This window comes from Fusibacter ferrireducens (genome assembly GCF_015352425.1).
In the GTDB taxonomy this organism is placed as follows: domain Bacteria; phylum Bacillota; class Clostridia; order Peptostreptococcales; family Acidaminobacteraceae; genus Fusibacter_A; species Fusibacter_A ferrireducens.
In genome coordinates, this window is sequence record NZ_JADKNH010000004.1 from 64,989 (window position 1) to 81,916 (window position 16,928).

Annotated in this window: 10 protein-coding genes, 1 tRNA gene, 1 pseudogene, 1 riboswitch and 1 other annotated feature; all 12 genes and pseudogenes read left to right on the plus strand. The window is 39.9% G+C overall.

Annotated elements, in window-relative coordinates; all coding sequences use genetic code 11:
* Positions 1-53: 53 nt before the first annotated feature.
* On the plus strand, positions 54-533 hold the full coding sequence (gene moaC / locus ISU02_RS07285; protein ID WP_194701158.1) for a cyclic pyranopterin monophosphate synthase MoaC: 480 nt from the start codon (positions 54-56) through the stop codon (positions 531-533).
* Positions 530-994, plus strand: a complete 465-nt coding sequence (locus ISU02_RS07290; RefSeq protein WP_194701159.1) for an MOSC domain-containing protein — start codon at positions 530-532, stop codon at positions 992-994. The genes moaC and ISU02_RS07290 overlap by 4 nt, the downstream gene beginning before the upstream one ends.
* 112 nt (positions 995-1,106) lie before the next feature.
* Positions 1,107-1,226: riboswitch (molybdenum cofactor riboswitch) on the plus strand.
* Between the two features lie 49 nt (positions 1,227-1,275).
* Positions 1,276-3,066, plus strand: coding sequence for an aldehyde ferredoxin oxidoreductase family protein (locus ISU02_RS07295; RefSeq protein ID WP_194701160.1), 1,791 nt, complete (start codon positions 1,276-1,278; stop codon positions 3,064-3,066).
* Positions 3,067-3,155: 89 nt separating this feature from the next.
* Entirely contained in the window at positions 3,156-4,196 is a 1,041-nt protein-coding gene (locus ISU02_RS07300; RefSeq protein ID WP_194701161.1) for a radical SAM protein, read from the plus strand.
* Between the two features lie 114 nt (positions 4,197-4,310).
* On the plus strand, positions 4,311-4,535 hold the full coding sequence (locus tag ISU02_RS07305; RefSeq protein WP_194701162.1) for a MoaD/ThiS family protein: 225 nt from the start codon (positions 4,311-4,313) through the stop codon (positions 4,533-4,535).
* Between the two features lie 2 nt (positions 4,536-4,537).
* Positions 4,538-5,218: a HesA/MoeB/ThiF family protein gene (locus ISU02_RS07310; protein WP_194701448.1), complete on the plus strand. Its 681-nt coding sequence runs from the start codon at positions 4,538-4,540 to the stop codon at positions 5,216-5,218.
* A gap of 405 nt (positions 5,219-5,623) precedes the next feature.
* Positions 5,624-7,081: an L-seryl-tRNA(Sec) selenium transferase gene (gene selA, locus ISU02_RS07315; RefSeq protein ID WP_194701163.1), complete on the plus strand. Its 1,458-nt coding sequence runs from the start codon at positions 5,624-5,626 to the stop codon at positions 7,079-7,081.
* Positions 7,082-7,084: 3 nt separating this feature from the next.
* Positions 7,085-8,980, plus strand: a complete 1,896-nt coding sequence (selB, locus tag ISU02_RS07320) for a selenocysteine-specific translation elongation factor (protein ID WP_194701164.1) — start codon at positions 7,085-7,087, stop codon at positions 8,978-8,980.
* 159 nt (positions 8,981-9,139) lie between these two features.
* Positions 9,140-9,236 (plus strand) — tRNA-Sec (locus ISU02_RS07325).
* A 142-nt stretch (positions 9,237-9,378) separates the two neighbouring features.
* Positions 9,379-9,586, plus strand: a binding site (T-box leader).
* Positions 9,587-9,673: 87 nt separating this feature from the next.
* Positions 9,674-11,122: a proline--tRNA ligase gene (gene proS / locus ISU02_RS07330; protein ID WP_194701165.1), complete on the plus strand. Its 1,449-nt coding sequence runs from the start codon at positions 9,674-9,676 to the stop codon at positions 11,120-11,122.
* Between the two features lie 289 nt (positions 11,123-11,411).
* Positions 11,412-15,344: a hypothetical protein gene (locus tag ISU02_RS07335; RefSeq protein WP_194701166.1), complete on the plus strand. Its 3,933-nt coding sequence runs from the start codon at positions 11,412-11,414 to the stop codon at positions 15,342-15,344.
* Positions 15,345-15,678: 334 nt separating this feature from the next.
* A pseudogene (locus tag ISU02_RS07340) lies at positions 15,679-16,928 on the plus strand (hypothetical protein); the annotation flags it as partial.

The window sequence follows — 16,928 nt, forward strand, 5'->3', positions numbered from 1 at the left end:
TGAGCTGGTAACAATAGAGTGTGCAAAAATCGAACTCAATTTTAGGAGGATTCATGTCATTTACACATTTTAACGATAAGGGTAGAGCTCATATGGTGGAGGTTACAGAGAAAGCGGAGACCCTTAGAGTGGCTTTGGCAAAAGGCGAAATTCTGATGAAGGCGTCCACCATTGAAGCGATTAAAGAGAGCTCAATAAGCAAGGGTGATGTCCTCCAAGTAGCTCAAATTGCAGGCGTGATGGGCGCTAAAAGAACCAGTGATTTGATCCCTATGTGCCATCCCCTCATGTTGACACATGTCTCATTGGATTTTGAGATCCTAGAAGACCGAATTTTGATAGAAGCCACCGTTAAGACTTTTGGCAAGACCGGTGTGGAGATGGAGGCATTGACAGCTGTGAATATAGCGGCGCTTACGATATATGATATGTGTAAAGCGGTGGATAAAGAGATGGTCATTGATCGTATTAGGCTTGTGGAAAAAGTGGGTGGCAAATCGGGGCATTATACAAGATCGGGGGAAGTATTATGAAAATAGCTGAGGGCAAAGTGATCGCTATTAATATAAGTGCTGAGAAGGGTGTGGTTAAGGATACTATTCCTGAGGGTGAATTTAGAGAAGGTCATGGCCTTGTGGGGGATGCCCATGCTGGAAAGTGGCATAGACAAGTCAGTCTGTTGGGACAAGAAAGCATCGATAAAATGACCCAAATGGGTGTTGAAGGTTTGTGTAGTGGAAAGTTTGCAGAGAATCTCACCACAGAAGGAATTTGTTTGTATGAGTTGCCTGTGGGTACAAAATTAAAGATTGGTGAAACCCTTCAAGAGGTTACTCAAATTGGCAAAGAGTGCCATCACGGCTGTGCTATAAAGACCCAAGTGGGTCAGTGTATCATGCCCAAAGAAGGGATTTTTACAAGAGTGTTAAAGTCAGGTGTTGTCAAAACAGGTGATGCTATTATTGTGCTCAATGATTTAGGTGTCATAGAGTAGCCCAATGTTCTTAAAGTGGTTTTTACACAAAAGGCAACAGCCGGATTAGAATACGATAAAATTAATATATGACAATTGGGTCTATCGCATTGGATCAAATTATTTTAATTGAATAGGTACCAAAATCCGAGTCAAAATATCTAAAGCTCAGTGCCATGATTTTTGACCAATGGGTAGAACGGGAAACTGTGATGCCTCCCGATATTTGGAAAGGATTTGGAATAAATGTCACATTTATAAGCAATGTTTTGCATTGCGCCAAATTTAAAAGGAGGCTATTTATGTACGGTTATCAAGGTCAAGTATTAAGGGTCAATTTAACAAAAGGTGTTTGCACAGTGGAAGCGCTTGACGAAGCAATGGCAAAAAAATTCGTCGGTGGTAGAGGTCTTGGCACGAAGATGTTCGCTAATGAAGTTTCTCCAACAGTAGATGCTTTAAGTGAAGAAAATAAACTTTTCATTGTCACAGGACCGCTTACTGGGACGCCAACACCTACAGGTGGCCGTTATATGGTTATTACCAAATCGCCACTAACGGGTACAATTGCATCTTCTAACTCAGGAGGTTACTGGGGACCGGAATTGAAGTTTGCTGGATATGATATCATTGTCCTTGAAGGTAAATCGAATAAACCTGTCTATATCATGATTGAAGATGATAAAGTTGAAATCAGAGATGCAGCTCATATTTGGGGCAAAGTCGTTTCTGAGACCACTGAGATATTGAAAAAGGAAATACCTGAGAAATCTCGCGTCATGACAATTGGACCAGCTGGTGAAAAACTTTCTAAAATGGCAGCTATTATGAATGATAAAGATAGAGCAGCTGGAAGATCAGGCGTTGGCGCTGTAATGGGCTCTAAAAATTTAAAGGCAATTACAGTGAGAGGTACTAAAAAGGTTGAAGTTGCAGATGCAGAAGCCCTAAAGCAAGTCGTTAAAGACTGCAATGCTAAAATCAGAGAGAATGGTGTCACAGGACAGGGGTTGCCAACTTATGGAACGGCTGTACTCGTGAATATTATCAATGAAAATGGTGTCTTCCCAGTGAATAACTTCCAATCTTCACATTTTGACAGAGCAGAAGAGCTCAGTGGTGAAACACTTACAGAACAATATTTGGTTAGAAAAGATCCTTGCTATAGATGTCCAATTGCTTGTGGTAGGTATTGCAAAGTAGATGATATTGAAGGCGGAGGTCCAGAGTATGAGACGATTTGGGCTTTTGGTGGAGATTGTGGCGTATCGGATATGGGTGCTGTTATTAAGGCAAACTACTGGTGTAATGAGCTTGGGATCGATACGATTACAGCGGGCTCAACAATAGCTGCGGCAATGGAACTCTATGAAAAAGGTTATATCAAGGATTCAGAACTTGATGGCGTATCGCTTAAATTCGGAGACAACGATGCGGTTGTGGAATGGACAAAGCGTATGGGCTTGAGAGAAGGTTTTGGAAATAAAATGGCGGATGGTTCTTATCGCCTTGCAGAGTCATATGGTGTTCCAGAATTCTCAATGACTGTTAAAAAGCAAGAATTACCTGCATATGACCCAAGAGGAATTCAAGGACAAGGCTTGCAATACGCAACTTCAAATAGAGGGGGTTGTCACGTTAGAGGTTATATGATTTCACCTGAAATTTTAGGATTACCAGAAAAACTAGATCGCTTTACTTTAGAAGGCAAAGCAGGTTGGGTTAAAATATTCCAAGATTTAACGGCATTTATTGATGCATCAGGTCTTTGTCTATTCACTTCATTTGCAATGGGCGCAGGCGATTATGCATCTATGATCAACAATGTCATTGGCACGGATTGGTCTGCGGAAGATGTTCTTTTGGCAGGCGAACGCATTTGGAATATTGAAAGACTTTTCAATTTAGCGGCTGGTATAGATGCCTCTCAAGATACGCTTCCAAAGAGACTTTTAGAAGATCCAATTGAAGCAGGTCCTTCAGAAGGGAATGTGACAAGATTATCGGAACTTTTACCTGAATACTATGAATTAAGAGGCTGGGGTGCAGATGGTATTCCAACACAAGCACGCAAAGATATATTAGGACTTTAATGCTTGCAATAAGGAGCCCCTTTTGGGCTCCTTTCCTTTTATAGACAACAAGATTTGAGCTGAAATTCATAGGCTATGAGGAGGGTAAAATGTCAATGCGAAAGGTTTGCTTGGAGCTTACAGATGCATGCAATTTGAATTGTACCATGTGTTATAGACATTCGTGGATTGAAAAGACACAGCATATGCCGAAAGAGATGGTGGAAAGAATTCTCACACAAATTGAAGGCATTGAAAGTATAGACGAGATCGTTGTCGGTGGAATCGGTGAGCCCTCTATTCATCCTCAAATTATTGAGGTGTTAGAGCGATTAAAATCTTATAAAGTGAGTTTGACTACAAATGCTGTAAGTTTGACAGAATCCATGAGAGAAGCCATTGTTGAATATGTGGATCAATTGGTGATTTCCATAGATGGTCTTGCGCAACATTTTTACGAGATCAGAGGCATTTCTTTGGAAGGCGTTTTAGAGCAAGTGAAACTTATAAATGAGCTCAAAAAGAAGCAATCAAATCAGTCGCTTCAATTAATTTTTCAAATGGTCCTATCTGCAACGAATAAAGAGGATGTCTTTGGCATTATAGATTTGGCAAGTGAATATGGGGTATCACAACTCATTATTTCCAATATTTTACCGGTCAGTTTAGAGGATAGTGATCTCTGCTTATACTCAATAAGTGCCAATGAGCAGATGGCAAAGTACTATGATCAAGTTAGGATATATGCAATAAGGCGAGGGCTTGCGATTAGATTATCTGAGAATCGTTTAAAGACGGAACGCAGGTGTCGTTTTGTGGACAATGATACGATCGTCATCAACGCTCATGGGAAGATAGCACCTTGCTACCGGTTCGCTCATGAGGGCACTGAGGTTGTCTTTGGAAGGCTAAAGACTATACAAGCACATACTTTTGGAGATGTTCTGGAAGAGGACTTAGAAAGTATATGGCATTCAAAAGCCTATACGGATTATCGATATATGGTTTATAACAATCATTATCCTTCCTGTACGGATTGTGATCTCGTGGATGGTTGTGACATGGTAAGTGACACCTATGGAGATTGTTATGGTAATGCGCCTTCATGCGGGGATTGTTTATGGGTTCGGAATCTAGTGTACTGCATTTAAAACAATATGGGAACGATTCTGAAACTTAAAGGTTGAATGACCTTAAAGGCTGAATGGTATAGTGAAAAACAATGCGACAAGCGCAAATTAGTTTGAAGAGGGGGTGTGTGCAGAATGGAGATAAAGGTAAGATTATTTGCAACATTGAGAGAAGGCAGAGGTAAAGAAATCATGGTTTCTCTTGGTGATAATCCGACGACCCAGATGATTATTGATCAATTGAATATCAAGGCAGAGGATGTGGCGATTCTGCTCATCAATGGAAGAGATGGCAGTATGAGCAAGGTTTTAGAAGAAACCGATGTGGTTTCGATTTTTCCACCAGTAGGAGGGGGTTGATGATGGATCGTTATCAAAAGAACAGAACGATGTTTTCCCAAGCAGAATGTGATCTCTTAAAATTAAAAAGTGTCTGTGTAGTAGGGTGTGGTGGCCTTGGCGGCTATGTCATAGAAATGCTTGGAAGACTTGGCATTGGACAACTAACTGTGATTGATGGCGATGTGTTTGATGAGACCAATCTCAACAGGCAACTGCTCTCTCTAGAAGATAATCTTGACCAAAGCAAGGCTTTTGAAGCTAAACAGAGATTAGCGGCAGTAAATTCTGAGGTGGTTGTCCATGCTGTGGAAAGCTATTTGACAGAAGAAAATGCTTTAGAATTACTGAAGCATCATGATGTGATTGTGGATGCAACAGACGGTATTGAGGCGAGATTCATCCTTCAGAAGGCGGCAAAAACGTTAGAAACACCGCTTGTATATGGTGCCATAGCAGGCTGGTATGCTCAGGTGTGTACCATAATGCCTGGTGACAACACATTGGATCGAATTTACAAAGCTCATGAGGGTAGAGGCAATGAACAGATCCTTGGGAATCCTGCGTTTACACCAGCACTTGCGGCATCTGTACAAGTCAGTGAAGCCGTGAAGCTCTTATTGAATCGGGGGAATTTGATCCAAAATAAAATGCTTATAATGGATTTACGCCTCAATGATTTTGAAATGATTCACTTTGAATAATACAGCATAAAAGTGTTAAATAATACGCTTTAGAACCTGAGATGAATAACAATTATTCATCTTTTTTTATTAAAAAACAACAAGATTTGAGCCGAAAGCTGTGAAGAGGAATGTCCAACCTCGAACAGCGTCAGCGAAAATCGTTTTGGAGCATCAGTAGATGATCCAAATGTTGTTGTATGCAAGATTTGAGCCGAAAGCTGTGAAGAGGAATGTCCAACCTCGAACAGCGTCAGCGAAAATCGCTTTGGAGCATCAGTAGATGATCCAAATGTTGTTGTATGCAAGATTTAAAAGTATAAATGTTTGAGCGAAGTCTTTTAGTAGGAAAGTAATTTAGAAATTATGGTAGAATGAGAATGTAGAGATCCGATTAAATTTCGATTGAGGACAAGGAGTGCTAAAATGCAGACGAAACAGGCCTTATTGAGATCCATTCCAAAAGTAGACGATGTTGCCAACCATGAAAGAGTGCTTGAATTGATGATGATTAGCAGTCGACAGGTGATTATGGATGCCATCAGAAAAGTTATTGACCAGAGAAGAAATGAAATTTTAACGCTTACAGCGTCAGTAGATGTGTCAATAGATACCGAAACTGCTGAAATTAAAGGAAAATCGATTGACATAGATGTAGAGGCCATTGTAGAAGATGTGATCCAGGCAGTGTATAAGTTAAATGAAATGAGTTTGAGGCGTGTGATCAACGCTACTGGCGTTATATTGCACACCAACTTGGGGCGTGCATCGCTTTATAGTGGGATTAAAGAAAGCCTCTGGGAAATTGCAGAAAACTATTCGACTTTAGAATTTAATATAGCGACTGGTAAAAGAGGTTCTCGATACGACCATGTGGAGGAGATACTCACCAAACTCACTGGGGCTGAAGCCGCAATGGTGGTCAACAATAATGCTGCCGCAGTTTTATTGATACTGAGCACGCTGGGGAAAGGCAAAGATGTCATTGTGTCACGAGGGGAGCTGGTTGAAATCGGAGGGGCTTTCCGAATTCCAGAAATTATGGTGCAAAGTGGTGCAAATCTGGTGGAAGTAGGCACTACCAATAAAACCCATCTCTATGATTATGAAAGGGCAATTATAAATGGCGAGACAGGTGCATTTTTAAAAGTGCACACAAGTAATTATCGTATTCTTGGCTTTACAGAAGAGGTCTCTTTAAGTGAACTGGCAACTCTTGGACGAACTCATGATATTCCCGTTATTCATGATTTGGGCAGCGGTGCACTCATTGATTTTTCTAAATTTGGTATTGAAGGCGAGATGACAGTCCACGAGAGTGTCGCTTCCGGCGCCGACATCATATGCTTTAGTGGTGATAAGCTTTTAGGTGGGCCACAGGCGGGGATCATTATTGGTAAAAAACATTGGATTGAGCAAATGAAACTGAATCCTTTGACAAGAGCCTTTAGAATAGATAAGTTGACTCTAGCCGCGCTTGAAGCCACGCTGAGGCTCTATTTTGATACAGATAAGGTGATCTCTCAAATTCCGTTACTTGAAATGATGACCATGCCTCTAGAAATCATTCGAGAAAGAGCGACGCATTTACGAGACTTGCTCTCGGATCAGAACCTAGTAGACCATATATGCCTTGAAGAAGGGGCATCACAAGTAGGGGGAGGTTCCATGCCACTTCAGGAGTTGCCAACGGTTCTCGTCAAAATCAATCCTGTAGGCCTTTCCGTAAAACAGTTGGAAACGCACTTAAGACAATCTCAAATGCCCATTATCGTCAGAATCCAGAAGGATCATATCTTACTAGATGTTAGGACGATTAATGAACGCGATTTTGAGTATATATCTAATACGATTAAACAGATTTTAAGAAATAAAGAGGTATAGAAAGTGAAAAATATCATCATTGGGACAGCTGGGCATATAGATCATGGCAAAACAGCTTTGATTCGCGCACTTACAGGGATTGAAACGGATCGATTGAAGGAAGAAAAAAAGAGAGGCATCACCATTGATCTGGGTTTTGCCTATTTGGATTTGCCTGATGGAGAACGTGCTGGGATTATAGATGTACCTGGACATGAAAAATTTATAAAAAATATGCTTGCAGGTGTAGGTGGCATTGACATGGTTTTACTTGTCATTGCAGCAGATGAAGGTATTATGCCTCAAACAGAGGAACATTTAAACATTCTTTCCATCTTGCAGATCAAGAAGGGCATCATCGTTTTGACAAAGACGGATTTAGTGGATGAAGACTGGCTTGATATGATTCAAGAAGATATACGCAGTCACATGAAAGAGACTTTTTTAGAAGATGCGCTTATTGTCCCAGTATCGGTTGTAGAGGGCATGGGATTGGAATACTTAAAACAAGAAATTTACAAGATGGCACAGGCTGTAGAGTTAAAAGATATTCGAGCAGCAGTTCGAATTCCCGTAGATCGTGTCTTTACAGTGGATGGGTTTGGAACTGTCATCACAGGGACACAAGTGGAGGGGACTTTAACGGTTGGCGATGTCTTGAATATTTATCCTCATGAGCGACTTTCAAAGGTCAAGAATATTCAGATGCATGGCAAAAATGTTGAAAAATCCTATGCAGGGCAAAGAGTTGCCATTAATTTGTCCAACGTAAAAACAGAGGATATCCATAGAGGTGATGTCTTAGCGCAACAGGATTCCATACAAGTGACCATGCTACTTGACGTTAAGCTCAATTTGCTTAAAAGCGTACCAAGAGCCCTTAAAAATAGAGCACGTATTAGATTTCATCATGGGACAAGTGAAGTATTGGGTCGTGTGATCTTGCTTGAAGAAGATAGTCTAAAAGCTGGTGAGAGTACTTATGCGCAGCTGCGCTTAGAAGAAGAGGTGGCTTTAAAAACGGGGGATCATTATGTACTCAGGTTTTATTCTCCCGTGGACACGATTGGTGGCGGTATTGTTTTAGATGCTAATCCATACAAACACAAACGGTTTAGAGATGATGTCCTTGAAGCCTTGTATGTCAAGGAAGCAGGCGATTTTGAGTCCGTACTTGAGCAGAGTATAAAAAAATACAGCAAAGCGATGAAACCGATAGAGTTTATTGCCATACAGTTGGGAAAGACAAGAGCAGAATTGCAATATGGACTTGAACATTTGCTCAAAGAGGCTATTATCGTCCAACTTTCAGATTCAATTTATGTCCATATAGACTTTTTGGATGAACTCAGGCAGACCATAACCACGCTTTTGATGCAGTATCATCAAAAAAATCCATTGAGAGCAGGGATGGGGAAAGAGGAGTTTAGAAGTCGAGTTTTTAAAGATGAAATGAATAGGCTGTCAGCTCAATTGATCCAATATTTTGAGAGTGAAAAAGTGATTGAAGTCAATCAAAATAGGGTTGCACTTGCAGGATTTGAAATTTCATTTACCAATGAAGAAAAAAAATGTTTGATTCTGTTTGAAGCACAGTATTTTGAAAGTGCTTTTATGCCCCCCTATATAGATGAAATCACAAAATTGTGCCCTAAAGGAATCAATGGGCAGCTTTTAATTCAAACACTGATAGAGCGTTCTGTACTCATTAAAATAGATGCCAATATTTGCTTGCATCAAAAAAGGTTTGAAGAGGCGCTCCACAAAATAAGCGCTTACATCCAAGAAAATGAAAGGATGACTTTAGGTGAATGTCGTGATATGCTGGGAACTTCTAGAAAATATGCTGTTCCAATCTTAGAGTATCTAGATCAGCAAAAGATCACTAAAAAAATAGACGATCATCGGATTTTGTTTTAATATTTCTAAATTCAAAGAACTATTAGAGTGCCATAATTTTAAAAGAGTGGATATGTGTAACAGACTTTTGACACATGGTCTCAAAGAAGATTGTATATGGATTTGTGCCGTAAAATGAGGTATAATGGGATAACGTTCTGTCAATGCCAAACATATTTTGAGAGTGGATGGGTGCTGGTGTGCCTTCTGGTCTTCAAAACCAGTTTGAGTAGTTAAGAGCTGCTTAGGTGGGTTCGATTCCCACACATTCTCGCCAATGATGTAAGCTTTTTAAAGGAGATCATGTGATTTTAAGGGCATCCATTTATGATATAGAAGGTTAAACTTAAAATGGTGTTGACAAACATTTAATGGCGTAATATATTAGTAGGTGTAATTCAGATGTAATTGAATAGAAGCATTTGACTGTGAATGGGCCAGTAAATCAATGTAATGTTTAAGAGAATGAAACTCATCGGCTGAAAGGTTTCTAACCCCAAATTGATTGAACCTACCCAGGAGTTTGTGATGATAAATCACACGGGACATCCCGTTATGATGGCTGAGTGAACAAGGTGTAAGTTGCTTTGTTAATTAGAGTGGTACCGCGAAGTTTTCGTCTCTATTTTTTTAGAGATGAGGGCTTTTTTTATTTTAAAAAATAAGTCGTATAAATTTGAGTGCATCCGCACATAATTATATAAGGAGGATCTTATGGGTAAAAATAAGGATAAAGAATTTGTAAAAGACATTACTAAAATGGAAGACGATTTCCCACAATGGTACACAGATGTCATTAAGAAAACGGACTTGGTAGATTACTCGCCGGTTAAAGGTTTTATGGTCATTAAGCCATATGGGTATGCGCTTTGGGAAAATATTCAAAGCTTTTTAGATCGAAGATTCAAAGAAACGGGTCATGAAAATTGCTACTTTCCACTCTTGATTCCAGAGAGCCTTTTGAATAAGGAAAAGGAACATGTTGAAGGATTTGCACCAGAAGTTGCTTGGGTGACACATGGTGGTGATGAAGAACTTGCAGAGAGACTTTGTGTGAGACCAACGTCAGAAACGATTTTTTGCTCGATGTATTCAAAGTGGTTGACATCTTATAGAGAATTACCTTATCTGTATAATCAATGGTGTTCTGTGGTCAGATGGGAAAAGACAACGCGACCTTTCCTTAGAACTTCTGAATTCTTATGGCAAGAAGGACATACTTTACATGAGACAGCAGAAGAAGCACAAACAGAAACACTTAAAATGCTCTCAGTTTATAAAGAAATGGCTGAAGATTTATTGGCGATTCCAATGATTGTGGGTAAAAAATCGGAAAAGGAAAAATTTGCAGGCGCAGAGTCAACATACACAATTGAGGCTTTGATGCATGATGGTAAAGCGCTTCAATCAGGGACATCACATAACTTTGCTCAACACTTTTCAAAGGCATTTGATATCAATTTTCAAGGGCGAGAAGGTGATTTAGAATATCCACATCAGACGTCGTGGGGTGTTTCTACGAGATTGATTGGTGGTATGATTATGGTTCATGGGGATAATCGTGGTTTAGTTTTGCCACCTAGACTTGCGCCAATTCAAGTGGTTATCGTGCCGATCGCACAAAAGAAGGAAGGCGTTCTTGAGAGAGCCGAAGAACTTAGAAAAGAACTCGCTTCTAAAGGTATTCGTGTGAAGTTAGATGACAATGTGAACTACTCACCAGGTTGGAAATTTAATGAATACGAAATGAAAGGGGTTCCAATTAGAATTGAGATTGGCCCAAGAGATATTGAAAATGGCGTTGCAATGGTGGCAAGAAGAGATAACCTTGAAAAAGGCCCTGTTGAACTTGATGGTATTGGTGATGGTATGGTCAAATTATTAGATCAAATTCACGATGATATGTTAAACCGTGCACGTGAGAGCCGTGATGCAAAGACCTTTACGTTTGAAACTTATGATGAGTTTAAACAAAAAATGGAGGAGACACCTGGTTTTGCGAAAACCATGTGGTGCGGGGATAGAGCCTGTGAAGAAAGCGTTAAGACTGAAACCGGCGTCAGCATCAGATGTATCCCGTTTGAGCAGGAAAATTTAGGTGATGTGTGTCCATTCTGTGGTAAACCAGCGAAACACATGGTTTACATGGCAAAAGCATACTAATTTCAGAATAAATATTACAGTATTGAAATAAATATATTGACGAAAGTCAGATTACTTTATAAAATGGAATCAAATGGGATATGTTGCAATTTTTTTCGTGAAAGTTGGAACGGATAAAATTAATATTGAACATTGAAATGCTTGATCATGATGAAAACTTGGTTTATATTTTTTCACGATCAAGCATTTTTTTTGAAATTGAGTTTTTTGTAAAAAAACCGTAAAAGAAAGTAAATTACTTTCGCTGTTGATTATGTCTTAAATTAATGTAAAGGAGTGGAGAATCATTATGGGAAAAATAAAAAAAAAGTTTGCAAGAGTAGTCACGCTTGTATTGGTGTTGAGTGGTATTTTGGCGCCCTCAATACACGCTGAAGCGGCAACTCAAGAAAATGTGTGGTATGGATATGCTGTTAATAATTTGAATAATTCAGTATCTCTATATGGATCTGATATTGTAAGAGATGTTCCAATTGATGAGGGTCAGAATAAGTTTGGTATCATAAAAGTGGATGTTTCAAATTTGATCAATGGTGTGCCCTTTAAAGTGGGGGGAAATATTACGAGACACGATGATGCAACATTAAATGTAGCTTACTATGTTTACGATGGCGTAAATTACGTTCTTAACGATAACTATTCTAGTTCGTGTGAACTCATTAATTCGAATTTTACACATACCATTGCGGGAAGCGATGTAACAGCCATGAAAACGGATGCGATTGATAAGGGACAAACTGAAATCTTTTTAGTTTTTAACTTTACGACGGGTGATACCTACACCTTTGCTTCTGCCCATTACGAATTACCTGTGCCAATTGAAAATGGTGTTGATACATATCAATCTAGAGGATTGACTGCGGGTAACGCATATTTTGTCGATCAGAGCATTATTACCGTTGAGAGCTCTGATTCTAGCAATGTTACAGTGAAAGTGCCACAAGCGCCGACCGCAATAGAGGGTATAGAGAGTATTTCGGTGAGCAATTTTACATCTGGAGCAGATTTAAAACTGCATTTGACATCAGGTAGTGCAATTGTTGCAACAGCAAGTAATGTAAGGGAATCGGTTTACGTCTTTAACAATGTTGTTCCCAATAGCGCCAACTACTATGTAACGCAAACCATAAATGGCGTAGAAGGGATAAAATCAAATGATATAACGCCAACTTTGAGAACACCAGTAGTCAATGCAGGTGCTGGTTATGTGGATGTGAGCAATATTTATCCGTGTTCAACAGCAAAACTCTATTCAACTTCCGGAGCTTCAATCGCCATCACGCCGACAGCAAATGGGGATGGGACATATCGGTTTAGTGGTCTAGCAGGGGGAACATCATATTATGTTAGACAGAGCATAAATGATGTTGTCAGTGCGGCTTCAAGCATCGTTAATGTATTAACGCCACAAGCGCCAACTGCAATAGCAGAAATAGAGCGTATTTCAGTGAGTAATTTCACATTTGGAGCAGATTTAAAACTGTATTTGACATCAGGCAGTGCAATTGTTGCAACGGCAAGTAATGTAAGGGAATCTATTCACATTTTTAACAATATTGTTCCCAATAGCGCAAACTACTACGTCACGCAAACTTTAAATGGCGTGGAAGGGATAAAATCAAATGCTATAACGCCAACTTTGGGAACGCCAATAGTCCATGCAGGTTTTGATTATGTGGATGTGAGCAATGTCTATCCCTGTTCAACAGTAAAACTATATTCAACTTCAGGATCATCAATTGCCATTACGCCAACCTCAAATGGAGATGGCACATATCGATTTAGCGATCTGGAAAGTGGTACCTCATATTATGTTAAGCAGAGTATAAATGGTATTGTCAGTGCGGCTTCAAGTATCGTTAACGTATTAGCGCCAAATGCGCCAACTGCAACAGCGGGCATAGAGAGCATTTCAGTAAATAATTTTACATCTGGAGCAGATTTGAAACTGTATTTGACATCAGGCAGTGCGATTGTTGCAACAGCAAGTCATGTAAAGGAATCTGTTTTTGTCTTTAACAATATCGTTCCCAATAGCGCCAATTACTATGTGACTCAAACCGTAAATGGCGTGGAAGGGAAAAAATCAAATGCTATAACACCAGCTTTGAGAACGCCAGTAGTTCAAGCAGGTTTTGGTTACGTGGATGTAAGCAACGTTTATACGGGTTCAACTGTGCAATTATATTCAACTTCAGGATCATCAATTGCCATCACGCCAACCTCGAATGGAGATGGCACTTATCGATTTAGCGGTCTAACCGGGGGCACCTCATATTATGTTAGACAGAGCATAAATAATGTTGTCAGTGCGGCTTCGGGTATTGTTTCCGTATTAGGGCCACAAGCGCCAACTGCAATAGCGGGCATAGAGAGTATTTCAGTGAGTAATTATACATCTGGAGCAGACTTAAAACTGTACTTGACATCAGGCAGTGCGATTATTGCAACAGCAAGTCATGTAAGAGAACCTATTCACATCTTTAATAATGTTGTTCCCGATAGTGCCAAATACTATGTAACGCAAACTGTAAATGGCGTGGAAGGGACAAAATCAAATGCTATAACGCCAACTTTGAGAACACCAATACTCCATGCAGGCATTGGCTATGTGGATGTGAGCAATGTGTATACTGGCGCAGCTATAACCTTGTACACGACTTCCGGATCATCAATTGCCGTCACGCCAACCTCAAATGGAGATGGCACATATCGATTTAGCGGTCTAACCGAGGGCACCTCATATTATGTTAGACAGAGCATAAACAATGTTGTCAGTGCGGCTTCAAATATCGTTACCGTGTCAGCACCACAAGCGCCAACTGTAATAGCGGGCATAGAAAGTATTTCAGTGAGTAATTATACATCTGGAGCAGATTTGAAACTGTATTTGACATCAGGCAGTGCGATTATTGCAACAGCAAGTCATGTAACGGAACCTATTCATATCTTCAATAATGTTGTTCCTGATAGTGCCAACTACTATGTAACGCAAACTGTGAATGGCGTGGAAGGAACAAAATCAAATGCCATAACGCCATCTTTGAGAACGCCAATAATCCATGCTGGTTTTGATTATGTGGATGTGAGTAATGTGTATACTGGTGCAACCATAACTCTTTACACGACTTCCGGATCATCAATTGTCATTACGCCAACATCAAACGGGGATGGGACATATCGATTTAGTGATCTAGCTGGGGGAACACCATATTTTGTTAGACAGAGTATAAACAATGTTGTCAGTGCAGATTCAAATATCGTCACTGTATTAGCGCCACAAGCACCTACTGCAATAGCGGGCATAGAGAGTATTTCGGTAAGTAATTTTACATCTGGAGCAGATTTAAAACTGTGTTTGACATCAGGCAGTGCAATCATTGCAACAGCAAGTAATGTAACGGAATCCACTTACATCTTTAATAATGTTGTTCCCAATAGCGCTAACTACTATGTGACGCAAATCGTAAATGGCGTGGAAGGGAAAAAATCAAATGATATGACACCAGCTTTGAGAACACCAATAGTCCATGCAGGTGCCGGTTATGTGGATGTGAGCAATGTCTATCCATGTTCAACAATAAAACTATATTCAACTTCCGGCTCTTCAATTGCCATCACGCCAACAGCGAATGGGGATGGCACATATCGATTCAGTGGTCTGGCAGGGGGCACCTCATATTATGCTAGACAAAGCATAAATAATGTTATCAGTACGGCTTCAACTGTCGTCACTGTGTCTGCACCACAGACACCAACCGTAATAGCAGGCATAGAGAGCCTTTCAGTGAGTAATTTTATATTTGGAGCAGATTTAAAATTGTATTTGACATCAGGTAATGTGATTATTGCAACAGCAAGTAATGTAAGAGAATCTATTCACATTTTTGACAATATTGTTCCTAATAGTGCTAACTATTACGTAACGCAAACTGCAAATGGTTTGGAAGGGACAAAATCAAAGGATATAACGCCAACTTTGCGAACGCCGATAATCCATGCAGGTGCCGGTTATATAGACGTGAGCAATGTTTATCCGTGTTCAACAGTAAAACTCTATTCAACTTCAGGAGCTTCAATTGCCATCACACCAACAGCGAATGGGGACGGCACATATCGATTTAACGATCTAGAAAGTGGCACCTCATATTATGTTAAACAGAGTATAAATGGTGTTGTAAGTGCCATGTCTAATACCGTTATTGTGTTAGAAGATGATTAATCTCGATGCAAATGTTACAATATTGAAATAAATACATTGACGAAAAAAATTGTATTGTATAGAATATAATTGAATAAAATGTATTATACTTTTGTCCGTTAAATCTAGACATAATAGGACATATTGAAATACTTGATCATGATGGAAATTTAAACTCTTTTTTTCTTCGCGATCAAGTTTTTTTATTCAGAATTAAAATATTTTTTCTAAGAAAATGAGCGTGGATTTCTCGCCAAAAGGGTATGAATATCAAATGAAAATACGAAGATATTTAGAATTTTTATTTGCATATTGCTATGGTTTGAAAGTGTAAATCGATGTGGAGGAATGTATTATGGGGAAAACAAAAAAAGCGGTTGCAAGAGTAGTGACTCTTGTATTGGTATTGGGTGGTATTTTGGCACCATCCATACCTGTTGAAGCTGCAGTTCAAGTGGGAGCGTGGTATGGATATGCTCTAGATAACTTGGATAACACGGCATCTCTAAATGGATCTGATACTGTAAGAGATGTTCCTATTGATGAGAATCAGAATAAGTTTGGCATCATGAAAGTGGATGTTTCTAACATGATCAATGGTGTGCCCTTTAAAGTGGGGGGACATATCACAGGACACGATGATGCAACATTATATGTAGCTTACTATGTTTATGATGGTACAAATTATGCCCTAAATATGAATTATTTTAGTTCGTGTGAACTCGTGGGTTCAAATTTTACACACACAATTGCGGGAAACGACGTAACAGATATGAAAGCGGATGCCAGCGCCAAGGGCCAGTCAGAAATATTCTTGGTTTTCAACTTTTCGAATTGGGATACTTACACCTTCGCATCTGCCTATTATGAATCACCTGTGCCAACTGTAACTGCAGGTGTAGAAAGCCTTTTAGTAAGCGATTTTATATCTGGAGCCGTTTTAAAACTCTATTCAGTAACGGAAGACGCTTTGATTGCAACGTCTCCAAGTGTGGCTGCTTCGACTTATACGTTTACAAATGTGGTACCCAATACGACGCAGTATTATGTGACGCAGACTGTGGGAAGTTGGGTGAGTGAAAATTCTTCATTTGTCAATTCTAAACTTCGGACACCAACAGCCACGGCAGGTGTGGGGTATGTGGATGTGAGCAATGTGTACACTGGTGCGACTATTTCTCTGTATAATTCTTCTGATGCATTGGTATCATCGAGTCCAACGGCAAATGGCGACGGTACATATCGATTTAGCGGACTGACTGCTGGGGATATATATTATGTCAATCAGAGCATTAATGGTGTTGTAAGCTTAGTCTCTAGCAGCGTTACGGTGGAAGCACCTGCAGGACCATCAGCCCCCACAGCAACGGCGGGACTAGAGAGTCTTGTGGTGAGCAATTTCACATCAGGCGCTACTCTAAAGCTGTATTTGACCACAGGAGACACGCTGATTGACACGGCGACAGCCGTGACAGATGCCACCTATACGTTTACAAATGTGGAACCGAATTCAGTGCAGTACTATGTGACCCAGACGGTCAATGGTGTTGAGAGCAGTAATTCTGCACTTGTGAATTCGACACTTCGGACGCCAGCTGCCACAGC

Bases quoted from the DNA above. Each gene is read 5' to 3' on its own strand.
- moaC (WP_194701158.1), top strand. From the start codon at position 54: ATGTCATTTACACATTTTAACGATAAGGGTAGAGCTCATATGGTGGAG.
- ISU02_RS07290 (WP_194701159.1), top strand. From the start codon at position 530: ATGAAAATAGCTGAGGGCAAAGTGATCGCTATTAATATAAGTGCTGAG.
- ISU02_RS07295 (WP_194701160.1), top strand. From the start codon at position 1,276: ATGTACGGTTATCAAGGTCAAGTATTAAGGGTCAATTTAACAAAAGGT.
- ISU02_RS07300 (WP_194701161.1), top strand. From the start codon at position 3,156: ATGTCAATGCGAAAGGTTTGCTTGGAGCTTACAGATGCATGCAATTTG.
- ISU02_RS07305 (WP_194701162.1), top strand. From the start codon at position 4,311: ATGGAGATAAAGGTAAGATTATTTGCAACATTGAGAGAAGGCAGAGGT.
- ISU02_RS07310 (WP_194701448.1), top strand. From the start codon at position 4,538: ATGGATCGTTATCAAAAGAACAGAACGATGTTTTCCCAAGCAGAATGT.
- selA (WP_194701163.1), top strand. From the start codon at position 5,624: ATGCAGACGAAACAGGCCTTATTGAGATCCATTCCAAAAGTAGACGAT.
- proS (WP_194701165.1), top strand. From the start codon at position 9,674: ATGGGTAAAAATAAGGATAAAGAATTTGTAAAAGACATTACTAAAATG.
- ISU02_RS07335 (WP_194701166.1), top strand. From the start codon at position 11,412: ATGGGAAAAATAAAAAAAAAGTTTGCAAGAGTAGTCACGCTTGTATTG.